At 66.9% G+C, this 18,770-nt stretch carries 18 protein-coding genes; 9 read left to right on the forward strand and 9 right to left on the reverse strand.

The window, feature by feature from the left end; translation table 11 throughout:
* Positions 1–40: 40 nt before the first annotated feature.
* A complete protein-coding gene (locus ACOQPE_RS14500; RefSeq protein ID WP_420609597.1) occupies positions 41–469 on the forward strand; it encodes a rhodanese-like domain-containing protein in 429 nt (142 codons plus the stop codon).
* Between the two features lie 11 nt (positions 470–480).
* Here ACOQPE_RS14500 and ACOQPE_RS14505 read toward each other — a convergent pair whose 3' ends face one another.
* The 7 genes from ACOQPE_RS14505 to ACOQPE_RS14535 form a co-directional block, all read right to left on the reverse strand.
* Entirely contained in the window at positions 481–1,395 is a 915-nt protein-coding gene (locus tag ACOQPE_RS14505; RefSeq protein WP_420609598.1) for an oxidoreductase, read from the reverse strand.
* A gap of 4 nt (positions 1,396–1,399) precedes the next feature.
* Positions 1,400–3,547 carry a heavy metal translocating P-type ATPase gene (locus ACOQPE_RS14510; RefSeq protein WP_420609599.1) on the reverse strand — a complete coding sequence of 716 codons (2,148 nt, stop codon included), beginning with the start codon at positions 3,545–3,547 and terminating at the stop codon, positions 1,400–1,402.
* 34 nt (positions 3,548–3,581) lie between these two features.
* A complete protein-coding gene (locus ACOQPE_RS14515; protein WP_419915848.1) occupies positions 3,582–3,992 on the reverse strand; it encodes a heavy metal-responsive transcriptional regulator in 411 nt (136 codons plus the stop codon).
* Between the two features lie 102 nt (positions 3,993–4,094).
* Positions 4,095–4,517, reverse strand: coding sequence for a DUF1330 domain-containing protein (locus ACOQPE_RS14520; RefSeq protein ID WP_420609600.1), 423 nt, complete (start codon positions 4,515–4,517; stop codon positions 4,095–4,097).
* 95 nt (positions 4,518–4,612) lie between these two features.
* Positions 4,613–5,743, reverse strand: a complete 1,131-nt coding sequence (locus ACOQPE_RS14525) for a methyltransferase domain-containing protein (RefSeq protein ID WP_420609601.1) — start codon at positions 5,741–5,743, stop codon at positions 4,613–4,615.
* A 15-nt stretch (positions 5,744–5,758) separates the two neighbouring features.
* A complete protein-coding gene (locus ACOQPE_RS14530; RefSeq protein WP_419915851.1) occupies positions 5,759–6,148 on the reverse strand; it encodes a hypothetical protein in 390 nt (129 codons plus the stop codon).
* A 50-nt stretch (positions 6,149–6,198) separates the two neighbouring features.
* Positions 6,199–6,627, reverse strand: coding sequence for a cupin domain-containing protein (locus ACOQPE_RS14535; protein WP_420609602.1), 429 nt, complete (start codon positions 6,625–6,627; stop codon positions 6,199–6,201).
* 120 nt (positions 6,628–6,747) lie between these two features.
* Here ACOQPE_RS14535 and ACOQPE_RS14540 point away from each other — a divergent pair, with 120 nt between their 5' ends.
* Genes ACOQPE_RS14540 through cysC form a run of 7 tightly spaced genes read left to right on the forward strand, consistent with a single transcriptional unit; the run spans position 6,748 to position 15,636 of the window.
* A complete protein-coding gene (locus ACOQPE_RS14540; RefSeq protein ID WP_420609603.1) occupies positions 6,748–7,761 on the forward strand; it encodes a sterol desaturase family protein in 1,014 nt (337 codons plus the stop codon).
* 49 nt (positions 7,762–7,810) lie between these two features.
* Positions 7,811–8,548, forward strand: coding sequence for a sulfotransferase family protein (locus ACOQPE_RS14545; protein WP_420609604.1), 738 nt, complete (start codon positions 7,811–7,813; stop codon positions 8,546–8,548).
* Positions 8,549–8,598: 50 nt separating this feature from the next.
* Complete coding sequence (locus tag ACOQPE_RS14550) at positions 8,599–9,795, forward strand: hypothetical protein (protein WP_420609605.1); 1,197 nt, start codon at positions 8,599–8,601, stop codon at positions 9,793–9,795.
* A gap of 24 nt (positions 9,796–9,819) precedes the next feature.
* Positions 9,820–12,195: an SDR family NAD(P)-dependent oxidoreductase gene (locus ACOQPE_RS14555; RefSeq protein ID WP_420609606.1), complete on the forward strand. Its 2,376-nt coding sequence runs from the start codon at positions 9,820–9,822 to the stop codon at positions 12,193–12,195.
* The gene (gene cysD / locus ACOQPE_RS14560; RefSeq protein ID WP_420609607.1) at positions 12,192–13,115 is read left to right on the forward strand and encodes a sulfate adenylyltransferase subunit CysD; all 924 of its coding nucleotides are present in this window, start codon (positions 12,192–12,194) and stop codon (positions 13,113–13,115) included. Before ACOQPE_RS14555 ends, cysD begins: the two co-directional genes overlap by 4 nt.
* On the forward strand, positions 13,115–14,983 hold the full coding sequence (gene cysN, locus ACOQPE_RS14565; protein WP_420609608.1) for a sulfate adenylyltransferase subunit CysN: 1,869 nt from the start codon (positions 13,115–13,117) through the stop codon (positions 14,981–14,983). The genes cysD and cysN overlap by 1 nt, the downstream gene beginning before the upstream one ends.
* Positions 14,980–15,636: an adenylyl-sulfate kinase gene (cysC, locus tag ACOQPE_RS14570; protein ID WP_420609609.1), complete on the forward strand. Its 657-nt coding sequence runs from the start codon at positions 14,980–14,982 to the stop codon at positions 15,634–15,636. Before cysN ends, cysC begins: the two co-directional genes overlap by 4 nt.
* Here cysC and ACOQPE_RS14575 read toward each other — a convergent pair.
* Positions 15,633–16,409, reverse strand: a complete 777-nt coding sequence (locus tag ACOQPE_RS14575; protein ID WP_420609610.1) for a maleylpyruvate isomerase family mycothiol-dependent enzyme — start codon at positions 16,407–16,409, stop codon at positions 15,633–15,635. The two genes, cysC and ACOQPE_RS14575, sit on opposite strands and share 4 nt — an antisense overlap.
* A gap of 200 nt (positions 16,410–16,609) precedes the next feature.
* On the opposite strand from ACOQPE_RS14575, the gene ACOQPE_RS14580 reads away from it, so the two are divergent.
* Positions 16,610–17,773 (forward strand): acyl-CoA dehydrogenase family protein, encoded by a 1,164-nt coding sequence (locus ACOQPE_RS14580; protein ID WP_420609611.1) that lies wholly within the window; start codon positions 16,610–16,612, stop codon positions 17,771–17,773.
* A gap of 21 nt (positions 17,774–17,794) precedes the next feature.
* Here ACOQPE_RS14580 and ACOQPE_RS14585 read toward each other — a convergent pair whose 3' ends face one another.
* Positions 17,795–18,703, reverse strand: a complete 909-nt coding sequence (locus ACOQPE_RS14585) for an alpha/beta fold hydrolase (protein ID WP_420609612.1) — start codon at positions 18,701–18,703, stop codon at positions 17,795–17,797.
* Positions 18,704–18,770: the final 67 nt, after the last annotated feature.

The following is an 18,770-nucleotide window of genomic DNA, read 5'->3' on the forward strand; positions in this document are numbered from 1 at the left end:
ACACTGCTGCGCTGGAACCGACATGAGGACGTCTCCCCCGATGAGCAACGCAACGCTGACCCCTGTCACCAACCCGGTCACCGAGATACCTGCTGGCGCGCCGGCGCTGGCCGTCGAGCACTTCGAGCGCCTCCTGGCGCTCGAAACCGACTGCTGGGACGTGAATGAGGCCATGCAGAGCGGGTCGCCCGGCTTTGTGCTGCTGCAGACCAACAGCGACCAAGCCAGCTTCGATGCGGGACACGTACCGGGCGCGATCTTCATGCACCACACGACGATCACCGAGGAGGCCCTGGCGCAGTACCCGCCGGACACGCTGTTCGTCGTGTACTGCGCCGGACCGCACTGCAACGCGGCAGACAAGGCGGCTGTCCGGATCGCCCGACTGGGCCGGCCAGTCAAGAAGATGATCGGCGGCGCTATCGGCTGGCTCGACGAGGGGTTCGCGTTGGTGGGAACACCCGCATAGAACGCAGTGGGTCACACCTCGAAGCTGAGCCCGGTGACCTGTTCTGACGCCTCCCACGTCTGCCGCTGCAGCTCTGGATCGCGTGAGCGGTCGCTGGATCCCACCAGCACCGGATGGCCTCGCATTTCCCACAGACCGTCAGGCCCGTAGAACTCGCCGCCCGCAGCGGCAGGGTCGGTCGCGGCACGCAGCGTGGCCAAGGCCCCTGCGGCCGCACGGTGCTGCAGCGGACGGATCAGCGGCCGTATCAGCCCGATGAGCGGGAAGTCGCGAAGGATCTCCGTTTCGGCCCATCCAGGATGGGCCGCCAATGCGATGGTTTCCGCGCCGGCTGCGGCCAACCGGCGCTGCAGTTCGTGCGTGAACAGCAGGTTCGCCAGCTTCGAACGGCCGTAGGCGGCCGACTGGCTGCGACCCTGCTCCATTCCGAAGCGTTCGAAGTCAATCCGGGCGCGGTACCGGTGGGCGTTGCTGCTCACGGTGACGACTCGAGAGCCAGCGACTGGCAGCAGACGATCCAGCAGCAGGCCTGTCCACGCGAAGTGTCCAAGGTGGTTGGTGCCGAAGCGGATCTCGAACCCGTCGGAGGTCTGCCGCCGGGGTGTGTGAAAGACCCCGGCGTTGTTGACGAGCAGATCGATGCGCTCGTACCGATCGGCGATGGCCGCAGCCCCCCGGCGCACCGAATCGAGCGATGCTAGGTCCGCCTCCTGCAGCGCCAGCTCGGCTCCGGGATGCTCGGCGCGTATGGCTTCGGCCGCTGCGCTGCCCTTGGCGAGGTCGCGCACCGCCAATACCACCAGCGCACCGCGGCCGGCAAGCGCCCGCGCCGTTTCGAAGCCGTTCCCCGAGTTGGCCCCGGTCACCACGGCGACCCGGCCCAACTGATCGGGAATGTCCTCAGCTGTCCACGTGTCGCCAGTCACTCAGTTAGACAGTCTGGCGGCTGCCTGTGAAGCGTCGCAGGCGGAGACTGTTCGTCACGACGAACAGCGACGAGACGCCCATCGCGCCAGCAGCGATCATGGGGTTCAGAATGCCGAACGCCGCGAGCGGGATGGCGGCGGCGTTGTAGGCGAAGGCCCAGAACAGGTTCCCTTTGATCGTCGACAGGGTGCGGCGTGACAGCGCAATGGCGTCGGCAACGGCCCGCAGATCGCCGCTCACGACGGTGAGGTCGGACGCCTCGATGGCCACGTCCGTACCGGTGCCGACGGCAATGCCCAGGTCGGCCTGAGCCAGCGCCGGGGCATCGTTGATGCCGTCTCCCACCATCGCCACTCGCTTGCCGGCGGCTTGAAGCCGCTGCACGGCGGCGGCCTTGTCGTCGGGAAAGACCTCGGCGATCACCGACTCGATGCCGGCTTCGGCGGCGACCGTCCGTGCCGTGCGCTCGTTGTCGCCGGTGAGCAGCGTCACCGCCAGGCCCTGCTCTTGCAGTGCCGCTATCGCCTCCGCCGAGGTCGGCTTGATGCGATCGGCAACCACCAGCACGATCTCCGCGGTGCCATTGCGGCCAGCAAGCACAGCCGTGGCCCCGGTGGCCTCAGCGTCGGCAGCCAAGTTCGCCACGCCGGCCGGCACAGCGTCGAACAGGCTGCGACGGCCCACCCGGACCTCGACGCCGCCGACCGTTGCGATCACACCCGAACCGGGTGCAGTCTCGAATTCCTCGACCTCGACCAGCTCGTCGACCGAGCCGGCGATGGCTTCAGCGATCGGGTGAGACGACAACGCCTCGGCCGATGCCGCCAGCCGGTGCACCTCGTCGCGCTCGGCGGTCGAAAGTTGTCCCGCCTGGACACCGGCGAGCGTCATGGCACCCTCGGTGATCGTGCCGGTCTTGTCCACCAGCACCACGTCCACCGAGCGAGTGTCCTCGAGAACCTCACCCCCCTTGATGATCACGCCGAGCTGGGCGCCCCGGCCGGTCCCCACCATGATCCCGAGCGGCGTCGCCAGCCCGAGGGCGCACGGGCAGGCGATGATCAGCACTGCCACCGCTGCGCTGAATGCAGCGCTGGCCTCGTTGCCCAGCAGCAACCACGCCGCCAGCGTGAGGATCCCGATGACGATGGCAATGGGCACGAACACCGCCGACACCCGGTCGGCGAGCCGCTGCACCTCTGCCCGGCTGCCTTGGGCTTCGTCAACCAAGCGGATGATCTGCGCCAGCGCCGTGTCTGCACCCACCTTGGCCGCTTCGACGACGAGCGCTCCGTTGGCGTTGATCGTGGCGCCGATCACCTCGTCGCCGGGCCCGACCTCCACCGGCACCGGCTCGCCGGTCACCATCGACGCATCGACTGCCGAGCGCCCGTCGGTGATCACGCCGTCGGTGGCGATGCGCTCCCCGGGCCGGACCACGAACCGCATGCCGACCGCCAGATCTGCGATCGCGATCTCACGCCCGTCCACCAGGCGGGCGGTCCGCACGCCCAGATCTGCCAGCGCCCGGATGGCGTCGCCCGAGCGGCGCTTGGCCCGCAGCTCCAGCCACTTGCCCAGCAGGATCAGCGTGACGATCACGGCGCCGGTCTCGAAGTACACATGGCCCTCGCCGATGCCGGTGATCGACACCGTCAGCGACCACGCCAGCGCGGCGAGCGACCCCATCGACACGAGCGTGTCCATGGTGGTGGCGCCGTGGCGCAGGTTGACCGCTGCGGCTCGATGGAACGGCCAGCCCGCTCCCACAATCACCACGGCCGCCAGCACGGCGACCAGCCATTCCCAGCCGCCGAACTGCAGCGCCGGGATCATCGAGATCAGCACCGACGGCACCGTCAGCACCGCTCCGGTGACCAGCCGGGCCAGCAGGTCGGCCTGGCGGCGCCGCTCGGCCGCCTCGCTTTCGCCTTCTTCGATGACCGCGTAGCCCAGCGCTGCGATCTCCGCCGCAACGAAGGCTTCGTCGAGCGACCCGTCGTGGGTGATCGAAGCCCGACCAGTGGCGAAGTTCACCTGCGCGGCCGCTACGGCGTCCAGTTCATCGAGCCGATGCTGGATCCGGCTCGCGCACGCAGCACACGTCATCCCGTCGATGGCCAAGTCGGATCGAGCGGTCGCTGCGGTCACATGGCCACTCTAAACATTCCATCCAACTGGAAGGTCAAGTGGATTTGCGGGCTCCGTTGATCACTTGGCAGCGGTTGGGATCAGTGCATGACGCCGGATCGAGGCCCTGTGCCCGCTTCAGCAGTGCGGCCAGCTCATCGCGGGCCGATCGGAGCTGGGCGATCTGAACGTCAATAGCGTCGACGTGCGCTTCGATGAGTGCCGTGGTGTGTGCGCACGACCGCTCGCCGACGCTCTTGAGCTCAAGCACCGAGGAGATCTCCGCCAGCGTCAGCCCCGTCGCCTGCGCATCGCGAATGAACCGCAGGCGCTGGACGGCGTCGCCTGCGTACTCTCGGTACCCGCTCGCCGTCCGGTCGGGTTCGTCGAGCAATCCGATCGACTCGTAATACCGAATCGTCTTCGTGCTCACCCCGCAGCGATCGCCTAGCTCGCCGATTCTCATGAGTACGACGGTACCTGACCTCCCCGACTGAACCTTCCAGCCGGAAGGAATCCCGACGAGGGACCGGCCAGCAAGAACCTGTGCGGCCGAGCCCTCCCGGGCTCACTCGCGGACGAACTGGGCGACCGTCTCGATGTTCAACTGACCGGCCAGCCCGGCCGTGCGATGCACCGCTGCCTCGCGCCATTCCGGTGACGACGACATCGCCAGCAGCGCTCCCCGGTTCGGGTACTTGGCGATGGCGATCTCGTCCCACAATTCCTCGACCTGGCCGAGCGACAGGAACGTCACGTTCGCTGCGAACTGGATCTCGCCGCCGTAGTCGCGGATGATCCTCGACACCGCCCGGCCGTACAGCTGGTACGCCTCGAAGCCGGTCAGATCGGTCTCGCGGCCGTCCTCATACTCGGCCTTGTCCTTGAACTTCAGCAGGTTGACCATGTAGATCGGCCCGTCAGGCCCAGGCTGCATCATCTCGTCGATGCGCTCGGGGTCCGTGGGCATCACTTCGTTGACGACCTCCATCGGGTCACGCTCCTGTCGTGGGCAATGGCCCTTCAGTCAACTGCCTCATCCAGCACCAACCGAGTGCCCAGCCGTCTTGCCTCGGAGCGGCCCCGTCAGGCTTGGCCGACCAGAAGGGTGAGCTGACCCGTCTTCTGCTGCTTGCCTGTCTGCAGCATCCGGCCCGTCGGTACCGACGTGATCTCCACCGCACCGTCGTCGAAGCCAGCACTGACTGACTCGGCCACCAGATCCATGTCGCGCATCGGGCCCCAGAAGGGCTCGTGGTTGTAGTAGGTGTCCCAGTCGATCATCGCCTGGGTGACCGGGTCGACGCCGGCGTACCCGGCGAAGTCGGCGTGCACCATGAGCCCGCCCGGTGCGAGCAGGCGGCGGCACTCGGCGAACATCCGGCGCAACGCCGCAGGCGACATCTCGTGGATCACGATGTGCGAGACGATCAAGTCGAAGTGCCCGTCGGGGAAGTCGGTGCACTCGGCGTTCTGCTGGGAGAAGTGCACTGCCCGCGCGAGCGACTCGGCGCGCGCATGCGCGTACCGCAGCACGGGTGCGCCCAGGTCGATGGCATGGACCTCGGCGTCGGGGAACGCATCGACGTAGGGCAGCGTGGAGTTGCCCGACGTGCAGCCCATGTCGAGGATCCGCCGCGGTGAGAACTCGGGATGGGAGGCCGCCAGGAAGTTCTGGCAGACGGACTGCCCGTAATCGTCGTTGAGCGCGCCCATCTGGCCCATCGCGTACACATAGACGCCGCGGTCGAACAGCGCCCCGACCGACACGTCGTCGTCCATGTACTCGCCCCGGTAGCCGCCCGGCATGGCGTGGATGTCGACCTCGGCGTTGTACCAGGGGATCTCCAGATCTGGGTCGAGGCGCAGCGAACCGATCCCCGCATCGGCCGATCGGGCGCGTTGTGCAAGCTCGCCGGCCTGGCGTGCGATGGCATCGCCGACCGAGCTCCACAGCAGGTGCTGGCTGGATCGGCGCACCGAGCTCCACAGTCGGTAGTAGGTGTCGGAGCTCAGCGCTTCGCGGACCTCGTGCCGGTCCGCCGGCTCGTCGCCGTGCTCCTCGACCCATTGCTGGCGGACCCGGCGGTCGTAGATCTCGCGCACACCGGGGCTGACCCGGGTCGCGATGTGCGACTTGAGCGCCTGCACGAAGCCCTCCCGGGCGCTCTCGTCGTGCGTTTCGGTGGGCAGGAGCGGGTGTGTTTGCTGGCTCATCTGGCTGTCCCCCATCTAGAGCTCTGCGAATGCGCGATCGACGATCTGGAGATACCGGCCCTGTGTGTCGCCGGCCAGCGCCTCTTCGCGCATTTCCTCGAATACGCGATAGACGCGACCGGCGAAGGCCGCCGCCTCGGCAGCACGGGCTGCGGTCTCGTCGCCGTCAGGCCGGTACGCCTCGATCGCTGCGGCAGCATCGATGCCGGCCTCGGCAAGCACCGCCTCGAGCGTGGTCTGCCGCTCACGCAACGCCCACACCTCGGCCGCGAGCGCCGTCACGATCGCCAAGACCGCATCAGTCGCACCATCGTCATCGAAGAACGTCGGCCTGGCGCCGCGCGCCGTAGTCGGAAAGCTGCGCCCCTCAACCGGCTGGGCTTGCGGCGCCGTCTGCTCGCCCATCCCCCTAGCTTCTCAGACTTTCGCTCACTGGTGGTCGGTGAGCCGCTGAGTTACCCAGCAGGCGGTGCCTGGTCCCCGTCGACACGCCTGCCTTGGGCGAACACGTCGAGTATCCAGGTGGTCACCGGCGAGTAGACGTCGATGAACACGGCCGGTTCGTCACCGAGCACTTCGCCGCCGTGGGGAACACCGCCCGGCGCGTACCAGCCGTCACCGGGCCCGATCTCGCGCGTCTCGCCGCCCACCGTCAGGAGCATGCGGCCCGACAGCAGCAGGCTGAACTGCTCGTGGGGATGGCTGTGCATCTCATAGGTCGCACCCGGCTCGTACACCGCCCGGATCAGATGCATGTGCTCGCCGGTCAGGATCTGCGCCTCAACCCGATCGGCATCCCAGCGCGTCGTTTGGAGTTCGTCCCAGCGGAAGATGCGTCGGCCCGTGACCTCGGCCCCGTGTTCGTTGAAATGCGGTTCGCTCATGCTGCCCCGTTTTGGGCTGTGAAATGGCGGTCGGCGACCTCGTTTCCGAACATACACTGGTGTAGGTAGCAGGCTGACAGGCCTGACGGCAGCAGCGTGGGGTTGCTCGGGGGTGATGCGATGCCCTTGACGTCATCGTCGCCTGACGGCGGCCGCGCGATGTGGAACTTCGCGCCGGAGTTGCCGCTGCGCACGGCACCATTCCTGCACTGGCCTCCCCGGCCGGGCGCCATTGCGAAGCACCTCGGGCGCACATGGCTGCCGCTGCGGTCCCGCTTCTTCATGCTCGCAGCGGCGTTCGCCGTCTGGGCGTGGTTCATGCCGTCGCTCGAACGCACGGAGAGCCTCGAATTCGGCTGGATCTTCGGAATCTGGCTTCGCAACCTGATCCTGGTGACACTCGTCGCCGGTGGGCTGCACGTCTGGTTCTACGTCGTGCGTCGTCAGGGCGACGGCCTGCGCTACGACTCCCGCCCGTTCGGACGTAACAAGCGTGTGTTCCTGTTCGGCAATCAGGTGCGGGAGAACGTGTTCCTCACGCTCGTGCCGGCTGTGCTGATCTGGACCGGATTCGAGTCGTTGCTGCTGTGGGCGTACGCCAACGGGCACGCACGCCTGATCACCTTCGAGAGCAACCCTGTCTGGTTCGTGCTGTTCCTAGTGGTCATCCCGTGGTGGTCGATCCTGTATTTCTCAGCCCACCACCGGCTGCTGCACACCGGCCCGGCTTACCGTCACATCCACTCGTGGCACCACCGCAACACCAATGTCGGCCCGTGGTCTGGGCTCTCGATGCACCCCGTCGAGCACCTCGTGCTCTTCTCCGACGTGGTGCTGCTGTTCCTCGTGCCGTCACACCCGCTGCACCTGTGTTTCATGATGATGCACCACGGCCTCGGGGCACCTCTGTCGCACACCGGTTACGACGCACTGCTGCTGGGGCCGCGGACCCGTCGCCAAGCGCGGTTCGAGCTGGGCGATTTCCACCACCAGATCCACCACCGCTTCATCGAATGCAACTACGGGGGTTACGAGTCGCCGCTGGACGAGCTAATCGGGGCCTTCCACGACGGAACGCCAGAGGGGGCTGCGGTGCTGGGCCATCGCTCCCGCAAGCGAACCGAAACCCGCTGAACTCACAGGTGCACCCGGGTTCGTACATGGCGATACGGAGGACGGCTCGATGTTCCTGACGCTGTGGGCGACGCCTCGCTCGGTCTCCACGGCGTTCGAGTGGATGATGCGCCAGCGGGGCGATTTCGAATGCTTCCACGAGCCGTGGAACGAGCTCTACTACTACGGCGAAGACCGCCGATCTCAGCGAGACGCTCACGTCGAAGCGCGTCCTGGCCACACCTATGCCGAACTCTGGGACCGCCTCTCGGAACTCTCGCAGTCGCAGAACGTGTTCGTGAAGGACTTCGCCTACTCCGTCGAGCACGACCTCGACGACCGCAAGCTCGCCGCCATGACCCACACGTTTCTCATCCGCGACCCGGAGCGGGTCGTGCAGGGTCTTGGCCATCACTGGCCCGACTGCACGTGGGACGAGGTCGGGTTCGAATCGCTTCACCGCCTGTTCTGCCGGATCGCTGAGCGCGACGGCGCTCCCCCGCCAGTCATCGACGCCGCCGATCTGACCGGCAATCCGGAGGGAACGATCCAGGCCTTCTGCGCTGCTGTGGGCATCGAGTTCATGGCCGAAGCGCTGGTGTGGGAACCGGGCGAGCGCTCGGAGGTGAGTTGGTACGGCGAGGGCACAGGACCGTGGCACGACAGTCTCCGGCAGAGTTCCAGCATCACGACGCCACGTACCGAGTACCCGCCGCTGGAGAATTCGCCACGCCTAGCGGAAATGTACGAACGCAGCCTGCCGCTGTTCCGCGCCATGGCCGCCCACAAGCTCTCGCCGGCGACGTAGCCCAACGCTGCCCGTTGCCGCTGAGCCGTCGGAGTCAGTAGATGTACGCCATGCGAAGGTTCGTCATCGGTCTGCTGGCTGCGATTCGGGGCATCTCTGGGTGGGTGTGGAAGCTCCGGGGCAAGTCGCCCGACGACGTGGCCGAGCAACGGATCACCACCGGACAGTCCTGGGACGAGTTCTGCGATGCGCTCAAGGCAGCGGGAGCTGCGCTGCATTTCCCCGGCACGCCGCGGGATGCGTTCAACCAGGCCGAGGGCTACCGGTACCTGAGCCGCATCGCCCGAGCGGGGCTGATGGCATTCGTCGAACACGCCGATCCCAAGGCGCCGGCACTGCACCGCGTGGTCGGCGAGACCACCAAGATGGGTGCGGACAACCCCGACAACTTCTACCTCACGGCCGTGCTGGACGGGTCGTACGACTACAAGATCTCAGGCCGCCGCAACGACATCGCCTACCTGAGCTTCGGAACCCAAGCGGGGCACTATGGCCAAGGCGGCGGCCTGCCGCCGACCGGCTACATCGAGTCCGACGACATCGAGATGGATGCCGACGGGTGCTTCGAATTGATCCTCAGCAGCACCCGGCATGACACCAATTGGCTGCCGATGACACCCGAGACAGGCGCCCTTGTCGTGCGCCAAACCTTCGGCGACCGGAACGCGGAGACTCCTGCCGAACTCACCATCGAACGCATCAACTGCGCCCCCAGTGAGGCCCGTCCTTCATACCTGACGGCGGCATCTCTGGATCACGGGCTCCGCAATGCCGGCTCGCTGGTGATGGGGGCGCCGTTGCTGTTTGCGAAGTGGGCGCGCGACTTCCAGAAGCACACCAACGAGCTGCCCCGCTTCGACCCCGACGTGTCGCTTGCGGCCGGCGGCGACCCCAACATCGCGTACTACCACAGCCACTGGGCGCTCGAGCCCGACGAAGCACTGGTGATCGAAGCCATGCCGCCAGAGTGCGAACTCTGGAACTTCCAGCTCAACAACTACTGGATGGAATCGCTTGATTACCGGCACTTCACCATCCACACCAACAACCACCTCGCCAGCTACGAAGCCGACGGCTCGGTGCGCATCGTGGTGGCACATAGCGATCCCTGCCTGCCGAACTGGATTGACACTGCAGGCCACACGTCGGGAACGATGTGCTTCCGCTGGGTTCGAGCCGCCGAGCATCCACAGCCAAGCTGCCGCGTGGTCAAGCTCGCCAGCTTGCGAGGCCAGCCAGGTGACTGACATCGGCCGCATGTTGGGGGTGCGGTGACCTCCACCGACTACGCGCATCCCTTCCGCCCGGCCCCGGTCCGGCTCCTCAACCGGCTCGGCAGGGCCGGCGCATACGTCGGGCGGACGGGCCGGCTGGACGCTGAGGCACTGCGTGAGGCTGCACGGCGCAGGACCGGTCTCAGCGATTTCGGCGACGACGGTCACGCCGAAGCCCTCGAGGTGTTGGTCACCTCGATCAACGCCGAGGCCCGCCTGAGTGCGGCCGGCCGCCTGATCCAGAAATCACGGCTCACCGATGCGCTGGTACAACGCTTGCGGATTCAGGATTTGGTGACGCGGCACCCCGAGATCGAAGACATCGATCTGGGCACGATCATCCTGATCACCGGACTGCAGCGCACCGGCACCACCCTGTTGCAGCGGCTGCTGTGCTCGCACCCGCAGATCCGGGGCATCACCGGCGCCGAAGCCCTCGTTCCGGTGGCGACGGGCGAGACCGCAGAACGCTCCGAGCGGTCCCGCAGGTGGCGCGCGATGCTCGCCCAGCGAACCGTCTCGTACCTAGCGCCCGACTTTCAGGCGATCCACCCGGTGGGGCACGACCAGGCCGAAGAGGACGTCCTCCTGCTCGACCTGAACTTCATGAGCCAGACAGCCGAGGCCACCATGACGGTGCCGAGCTATTCCCGCTGGCTGGAAGATCAAGACCACACGCAGAACTACGAGTTTCTGCGCCGGGTCCTGCAGGTGCTGGCATGGCAGCGACCCACGAGCGCGTGGGTGCTCAAGACCCCTCACCACCTGGAGTTCCTCGACGCGTTCTGCAGGGTGTTCGGGAGCGCCACGGTGGTCCAGGCCCATCGTGACCCCCGTGTCACGTTGGCCTCGTTCTGCAGCATGGTCGCCCACGGCCACGGCATATTCAGCGATGCGGTCGATGCCGCCGAGATCGGGCGGCACTGGCACTACAAGACGCACCGGATGGTGGAGCGAGCCATGCAGGCTCGAGCCGCGTCACCAGCCAATCAATTCGTCGATGTCTCGTACTACGACCTGATCACCGACCCGATCAGCGAAGCTCGGCGCGTGTGCGAGGCGGCCGGCGTCGGCTTCGACGGGACGGCCGAACGCCAAGCCGAGCAGTACCTGGCAGCGAACCCGCAAAACCGTTTCGGCAAGCACGATTACCAGCTCGAAGACTTCGGACTGACCGAGCAGGGCATCGACGCAGCGTTCGCTGCATACCGCGAGACCTACGCGATCCCGTTCGAAAACGACCAGCGTCAGTCGCCGAGCGCCGATCCCCCGCCGTCACTGTCAGCCGGCGGCGAGCAGCCTCCAGAGGTGGGAGAGCCTGTACGCGGGGTCGGCGACCGTGGCTTCGTCAGTGCGGTGGCAACGGCCTTCCGTGACCTCCGCAATCCCACGGCGCCGGATATCGAAGCAGTCGCCGACGACGTGAGGATCGACGGCAAGACCTGCCTGGTGACCGGGGCCAACAGCGGCCTCGGCAGGGCAGCCGCCGTAGAGCTCGCTCGGCGCGGCGGCCACATGATCCTGGCCTGCCGCCCCGGCCATCACGGCATCTGCGAGGAGATCACGCGCGAATCCGGTTCGGAGACTGTGGAGCTGGTCGAAGTCGACCTTGCCGATCTCCGATCGGTGCACCGCTGCTGCGACGAGTTACGGGATCGCGGGGTCCGCGTCGACATCGCGCTGATGAATGCCGGCCTCATGACGCCCGCTGCGAGGCGGACAGCGCAGGGCTACGACGAGATGTTCGCAGTCCACTTCCTGGCGAACCGGGTGATGATCGACCGCTGGCTGTCCGACGGTGTCGTTGTTCCGACAGTTCCGGGGGGTGACCCGCCGCGGATCGTGTTCGTCTCTTCGGAAGCCCATCGATCCAGCGCTGCCATCGACTTCGATCGCCTCGGCGAGTTCGCCCCCTATGGCATGAAGGACAGCATGCGGCACTACGGCTTGAGCAAGCTTGTGCTGTGCACCTACGCCACGGAGTTGTCGCGCCGGCTGCATCGCTCCAGCGAAGGCGACGATGGCGTTGGCGACGGGGTCGATGATGCCGATGGCGACGACAGCGACGGGGTCGAGGTGGCGGTGCATGCGCTGTGCCCGGGAGGTGTGGCCACGAACATCACCCGCGGAGCGCCCGCGGCGCTCCGTTCATTCGTCGATCTCGTGCTTCGACGGCTGTTCCGGTCGCCCGAAGAAGCCGTCGAGCCCGTCACCTGGTTGTGCTGCGCGCCCGAGGCCGGCAGCTCAACCGGGCTCTACCTGCACCTGATGCACCGCAAGCAGGTGTCCGAGAGCGCCGCGGACGCCACAAACGGGGCCAAGCTGTGGGAAACCAGCCAGGCCATGGTGGAGCAATCGAGAGGTTCGCAATGAGCGCGACGCTGCCCGCCGAGCTGCGGCTGACCCACCTGCAACAGCTCGAAGCCGAGGCGATCGGGATCATGCGCGAAGTGGTCGCCCAGTGCGAGCGGCCGGTCATGCTGTACTCGATCGGCAAGGACTCCTCGGTGCTGCTGCATCTCGCCCGCAAGGCCTTCTTCCCCGGCAGGATCCCGTTCCCGCTGCTGCACGTGGACACCACGTGGAAGTTCCGAGAGATGATCTCGTTCCGCCAGCGCATGGCCGACGAGATCGGCTTCGACCTGATCGTGCACACCAACGCCGAGGGGGTCGCGCAGGGCATCAACCCGTTCGATCACGGGTCGAAGAACTACACCGACATCATGAAGACCCAGGCGCTGCGCCAAGCGCTCGACGCCGGCCGGTTCGATGCGGCATTCGGCGGTGCCCGGCGCGACGAGGAGAAGTCACGGGCCAAGGAGCGGGTGTTTAGCTTCCGCGATGCCCATCACCGCTGGGATCCCAAGAATCAGCGGCCCGAGCTGTGGAATCTCTACAACGGCCGGGTCAACCAGGGCGAGTCGATCCGGGTGTTCCCGATGAGCAACTGGACCGAGCTCGACGTGTGGCAGTACATCCACTTGGAGCAGATCCCGATCGTGCCGCTGTACTTCGCGGCCGAGCGGCCGGTGGTGGAACGTGACGGCGTGCTGATCATGGTGGACGACGACCGGTTCGTCTTCGACGAGGGCGAGGTGGCTGAGCAGCGGCTGGTGCGGTTCCGCACGCTGGGCTGCTATCCCCTGTCGGGTGCCATCGAGTCCTCGGCCGCCACGCTTCCGGAGATCATCGGCGAGATGCTGGTGGCCACCCGCTCCGAGCGGGAAGGCCGGGTGATCGACTTCGACCAGTCGGGTTCCATGGAGCAGAAGAAGCGCGAGGGGTACTTCTGATGGACCTGCTGCGCCTGCTGACGTGCGGCAGCGTCGACGACGGCAAGTCGACGCTGATCGGACGGCTGCTGCACGACTCGCAGTTGATCTACGAGGACGTGCTCGCCAGCCTCGAGGCCGACTCGGCTACCCACGGCTCGGCGGGCGAGGGGGTCGACCTGGCGCTGCTCATGGACGGCCTGCGTGCCGAGCGGGAGCAGGGCATCACCATCGACGTGGCCTACCGCTACTTCTCCACGGCCCGCCGCACCTTCATCATCGCCGACACCCCGGGGCACCCCCAGTACACCCGCAACATGGCGACCGGTGCCTCAACCTGCGATCTGGCGGTCATCCTGATCGACGCCCGCCACGGCGTGCTGCCCCAGACCAAGCGCCACAGCTACATCGCCAGCCTGCTGGGCATCGGCCAGGTGGTGGTGGCGGTCAACAAGATGGACCTCGTCGGCTGGTCGCAGGATCGGTTCACCGAGATCTGCGAGGACTACCGCTCGTTCGCCAAGCCGCTCGGCTTTGGCCAGCCGTACTTCCTGCCGATGTCCGCGCTCTTGGGCGACAACGTCGTCGACGCCAGCGGCAATCTGGGCTGGTTCGACGGTCCGCCGCTGCTGGAGCAGCTTGAGACGGTGGACATCGATGCCGGCGTCGAGCTGGAGCATTTCCGCATGCCGGTGCAGCTGGTCTCCCGCCCCGATGCCGACTTCCGCGGGTACGCCGGGACCGTAGCTTCGGGCGTGCTCCGGCCCGGTGACGAGGTGGTGGCGCTGCCTTCGGGGCTCGGCTCGACGGTGGAACGGATTGCCACCTTCGATGGCGACCTTGATGTGGCCGGGCCGGGACGGGCGGTCACGGTGACACTCGTTGACGACATCGATGTCAGCCGAGGCGATCTGCTGGTGACTCCAGGAAGTGAACCCCAGCGGGCACACGACCTCGACGCCATGGTGGTGTGGATGTCTGAGGCCGGCGCCGAGTCCGGCAGCTCCTACCTGCTGCAGACGACCAACACGGTCTCCAACTGCACCATCCGCAACGTCCGGCACCGGATCGACATCAATACCGGCGCACACGAGCAGGCCCCGGGCCTTGGGCTCAACGACATCGGGCACTGCGTCATCACCTCAGACCGGGAGCTCGCCTTCGACCCCTACAGCGCCAACCGGGCGACCGGCTCGTTCGTGCTCGTCGACCGGCTCACGAACGCCACAGTGGCCGCAGGAATGATCATGGGCGCGGCGTCTGCGTGGGACCGCACGCCCGATGCGGCACTCGTTCGCCAGCGCTCGGAGATCAGCGATGCAGAGCGGGCGATCCGATTCGGCCAGCAGCCGTGCACCATCCTGCTGACGGGCCTCACTGCGGCCGGCAAGTCCACGCTCGCCACGGCCCTCGAACGTGAGCTGTTCGATCGGGGCAAGGTGTCGATCCGTCTCGACGGCGAGAACGTTCGCATGGGCATCTCTCGTGACCTGGGCTTCAGCACCCAGGAACGCTCGGAGAACCTGCGCCGGGTGTCGGAGGTGGCACGGCTCGTGAACGGCCAGGGCCTCATCGCGATCGCCGCAATGGTGGCCCCCGACCGTGACGTGCGGCAACGAGCCCGTGACCTGGTGGGCGCGGATCGCTATGTGGAGGTCTTCGTGGACACGCCCATCGAGGTGTGCCGCGAGCGCGACCCTCACGGCCTCTACGCGATGGCCGACAGCGGGGAGATCCCCCGCTTCCCCGGCGTCTCCGCCGACTTCGACCGACCGACCGATGCCGACCTGCGCGTCGACACCTCGACCCAAGACGTCGACGAGTGCATCGACGCCATCGTGCGCATGCTGACCGAGCGCGGTTTTCTGAGAGGACAGAACACACCGTGAGTGCGGGCGCCGGGAGCGAGAGCGTCGGAGGCGATGGCGCTGGGCATGAGCCCGTCTCGCGCAACATCGTGCGCGCCGAAGGGCACGTCACCGGCGCCGACCGCGAGGCGCACTTCGGCCACCGTGCGATGACAGTGTGGTTCACAGGGCTCTCCGGCAGCGGCAAATCCACCCTTGCATTCGCCCTCGAAGCGGCCCTGCTGGAACGCGGCGTCGCTGCCTATGTCCTCGACGGCGACAATGTCCGCTTCGGCCTCAACCGTGACCTCGGCTTCTCGCCCGAAGACCGCGCCGAGAACATCCGCCGCATCGGTGAGGTGTGCCGCCTGTTCCAAGACGCAGGAGTCGTCGTGCTCACAGCCTTCATCTCGCCCTACGTGGCCGATCGTGACCAGGTACGTGCCATCCATCCCGAAGGCACCTTCATCGAGGTGTTCGTCGACACCCCGCTCGAAATCTGCGAGGCCCGCGACCCCAAGGGCCTCTACGTCCAGGCCCGAGCCGGCGAGATCCCCGACTTCAGCGGCATCTCCGCCCCCTACGAACCACCGCCCGCACCCGAGATCACTATCGACACCACCCAACCCCTAGAAGACTGCCTAGCCCAACTCCTCGCTGCCCTCCCCCTGTCGGAAGGGCTGCGACGCGGCTAGTCCCAGGTGCCGAACTGGAAGGCTTCGGTGGGAAAGGCTTGCCAGTGCTGCCAGACCTGAGGGTCGCCGTCGGTGATCTCGACACCGACGTGGGGGCGGCCCCAGAGTGCGAGGAGCACTTGGATCGGCGGGCCTTCGACCACGACCGATGCCGGCGACTCGGTCTCGGGCAGGGGCTCGATAGTCACGCTGCCGACCTCGACCAGACGGGCGGTGAGCCCGCCGGGATCACGTTCGAGGACGCGGCGCATCGCCTGCAGGAAGAACTGGCAGGTGTAATCGGCGGCGTCGAGTGCTTGCGACGGCGTCATGGAGTGCGCGTGGCCCAGTGCCGCCTCGACATCGAGGCGGTGCATGCCGAGCTCGGAGGCCGCGTGCCAGGCCCACAGCCGCGGATTGCCTTCGCCTCCGGTCATCGAGAAGTAGCAGCGCCGGTCGAGGTCGTCGGCGAGATGATCGATGGCTGAGTAGGCCCACGCTGCGAGTTCCGCCGTCGAGGTTCCGGCGGGCTTGCGGCCGGCGCGCTCGTAACCCCGCGCCCGGGACTCGGGGTCGTCGGGTGTCGAGGTGATCATCTCCTCCCACGCGATTCCGACCCGGCCGATATGTGACGCCGCGTTGTACACCGTCCAGCCCGGGCAATTCGGAACCGGCACCGCCTGTTCCTCGTCGCTGCGGCCGCAGATGTAGTCGATGGCGGACCGGGCTGCAGCAACCCGTTCGGAATGATCAAGCATCGTCCAGTCCCAGCGTTCGCATTCTTTCCCCGTCATCGGTACAGCGTGTATGTACCCGCCGCAGTCTGTCAGGCGTGCGGGCGACGACGCTGTGGTCCGACGGTCACACCACGGCGACTTCGCAAGCGCTCCCGGCTACGGTGACCGGCGTCGGCCAGTCGAGTCGTCGATGGGCGCCCTGGTCGGCATCGCAGGGTTGAGACGAACTGCTGGGGCGCGACATGGCCAACTCCCCGATGAGCTCAGCGGAACTGATCGACGCCGCGAACGAGCTCGCTCCGCTGTTGCGCGAGACCGCCCGCGAGGCGGAGCTGGCCCGGCGTCCGCTCGACCGGGTGATCGACGCTGTCCGAGACAGCGGGCTCTTCGCACTCATGGTTCCCCAGGCTTACGGCGGCCACGAAGCCGACCTCGACACCTACTTCGAGGTGACACTGACGCTGTCTCGCGCCGACGCCTCGATGGGCTGGCTGATCTCGTTCTACATCGAGCACAACTTCTGGATGTGCGGCTACCCGGAGAGCTTCCAGAAGGAGGTGTTCGCCGAGAGCCAGTTCATCTTGGCCCCCGCCACACTGAACGTCGGCGGCGGCAGGGCGACTCCCACCGAGGGCGGCTACCGGCTCGACGGCCAGTGGCAATGGGGAACCGGCATCATCCATGCAGACTGGGTGCTGGTCGGCGCGATGATCGACGAGGGCGACGGGCGGGTGCTGCCGAACTTCTTCGCGCTGCCGCCCGAAGACGTCGAGCCGGTCGACACCTGGTACGTGATGGGCCTGTGCGGCACCGGTTCGTGGGATATCCGCGTCGACGACGTTTTCGTGCCCGCCGATCGGGTCGTCTCGATGGTCGGGCTGATGAACGCAGCCGGCGAATCAACCCGGGTTCACTCAGGAGAGCTGTACCGCACGCCGCTCATTCCCGTGCTCGGCTTCGCCGCGGGGCTGCCCATGCTCGGTGCGGCCCAGATGGCGCTGGAGGAATACCGCTCGCAGACCAAGGCCAAGATCGCGGCGAACCGAACCGGCATCGGCGGCCCCGAACGCGACCAGGGCAAGCCGGCGATCGCCGCACGGGCCGCGCTGTCGATCGACGCAGCCGAGCTCATGTTCCGCGACGTGCTCGCCGATGTGATGGCCCAGCGCAACAGCGCATCCTTCGAGACCCGCAGCATCTGGCTGTCGCGCCTGACCCACGCCGTCTACATGTGCCGCGATGCCGTGAGGGACATCTGCTCGGTCACCGGCGCCGGCGGCAGCCGGCTGGACAACCCCATCCAGCGGGCGCTGCGCGACATTACGACCGGTTCCAACCACCTCATCTTCGACCGCGAGGTCCGCTACGCCGACTACGGGCGGCACCTGCTCGGCCAGCCCATCAGCAGATTCATGGTGTAAGCCGTCGCTCGGCCGGACTGCTCAGCTCGGTAGATCGTCGCGGGTGAGGAACTCGCGGATCGCGGCGTTCACCACCGGTGGATCCTCCAAGTGCAGGAAGTGGCCCAGCTCCAGGAACTGGAGGTGCCCGTTCGCAACCTCGTCGGTGACGGTCTCGTACTCGTGCCGTTGCTGGCCGGGGTCCTTGGCGCCCTGGAGGAACAGCACCGGCATCGTCATCCCGGCGAACAGGCCGTTCATGCGGTCCTCGAGTTCGCGCTCGAAGCCGGCAGACACGAAGCTGGCCGACATGCCCTCAGGCACGCCCGGCTGGGTGCTCTCCTCGATGATGCGGTCGATGTCTTCGCGGGCGATCGGTTTCGCGGTCATCGGCAGCCCGTGCGGCAATGGGTCGAGCCCGAATGCCCCCCGCTGGATGACCCCTTGAGAAAGCAACTGCGCGCCCATCGGGCTGCGGAACAAATCATGCGGCGGGACCGGCTCTGAATGCGGCCGGTTGCCTGACTGCTGCATGCGGACGTAGCGACGGATCCTCTGCGCCATGCCGGGCACCGAGCACAGGTGGTCGGCGATCACCGTCCCCCGATCGTGCCCGGTGAGGAAGAACCGATCGAGACCCAGCGCCTCGAACACCGCGGGCAGTTCGGCTGCCTGTGCTGCGTAGTCGTAGTCGCTGTCGAGACGGGTGTCGGATTGGCCGTGGCCCTTGAGATCGAGCGCAATGGTGAAGAAGTCGTCGGCGAGGCCGGCCACCTGGTGGTGCCACGCGAAGCACGTCTCGGGGAAACCGTGCAGGAACACGACGACATCGGGATTCTCCGGATCACCGGCGGTGATGGCATGCCAACCGAGATCGGCCGCCTCGAAGAAGCGATGCGTGATGACATCGCCGTTCCACAGCGTCTCGACATCTCCGTCATGGTTGCTCATGGACTTCCCATCTCCTGTGCAGCGAAGGTAGTCACATCGCTACTCGGCTGGACACGAGCGATCGTCA

The organism is Candidatus Poriferisodalis sp., assembly GCF_965219595.1.
In the GTDB taxonomy this organism is placed as follows: Bacteria; Actinomycetota; Acidimicrobiia; order Acidimicrobiales; family Poriferisodalaceae; genus Poriferisodalis.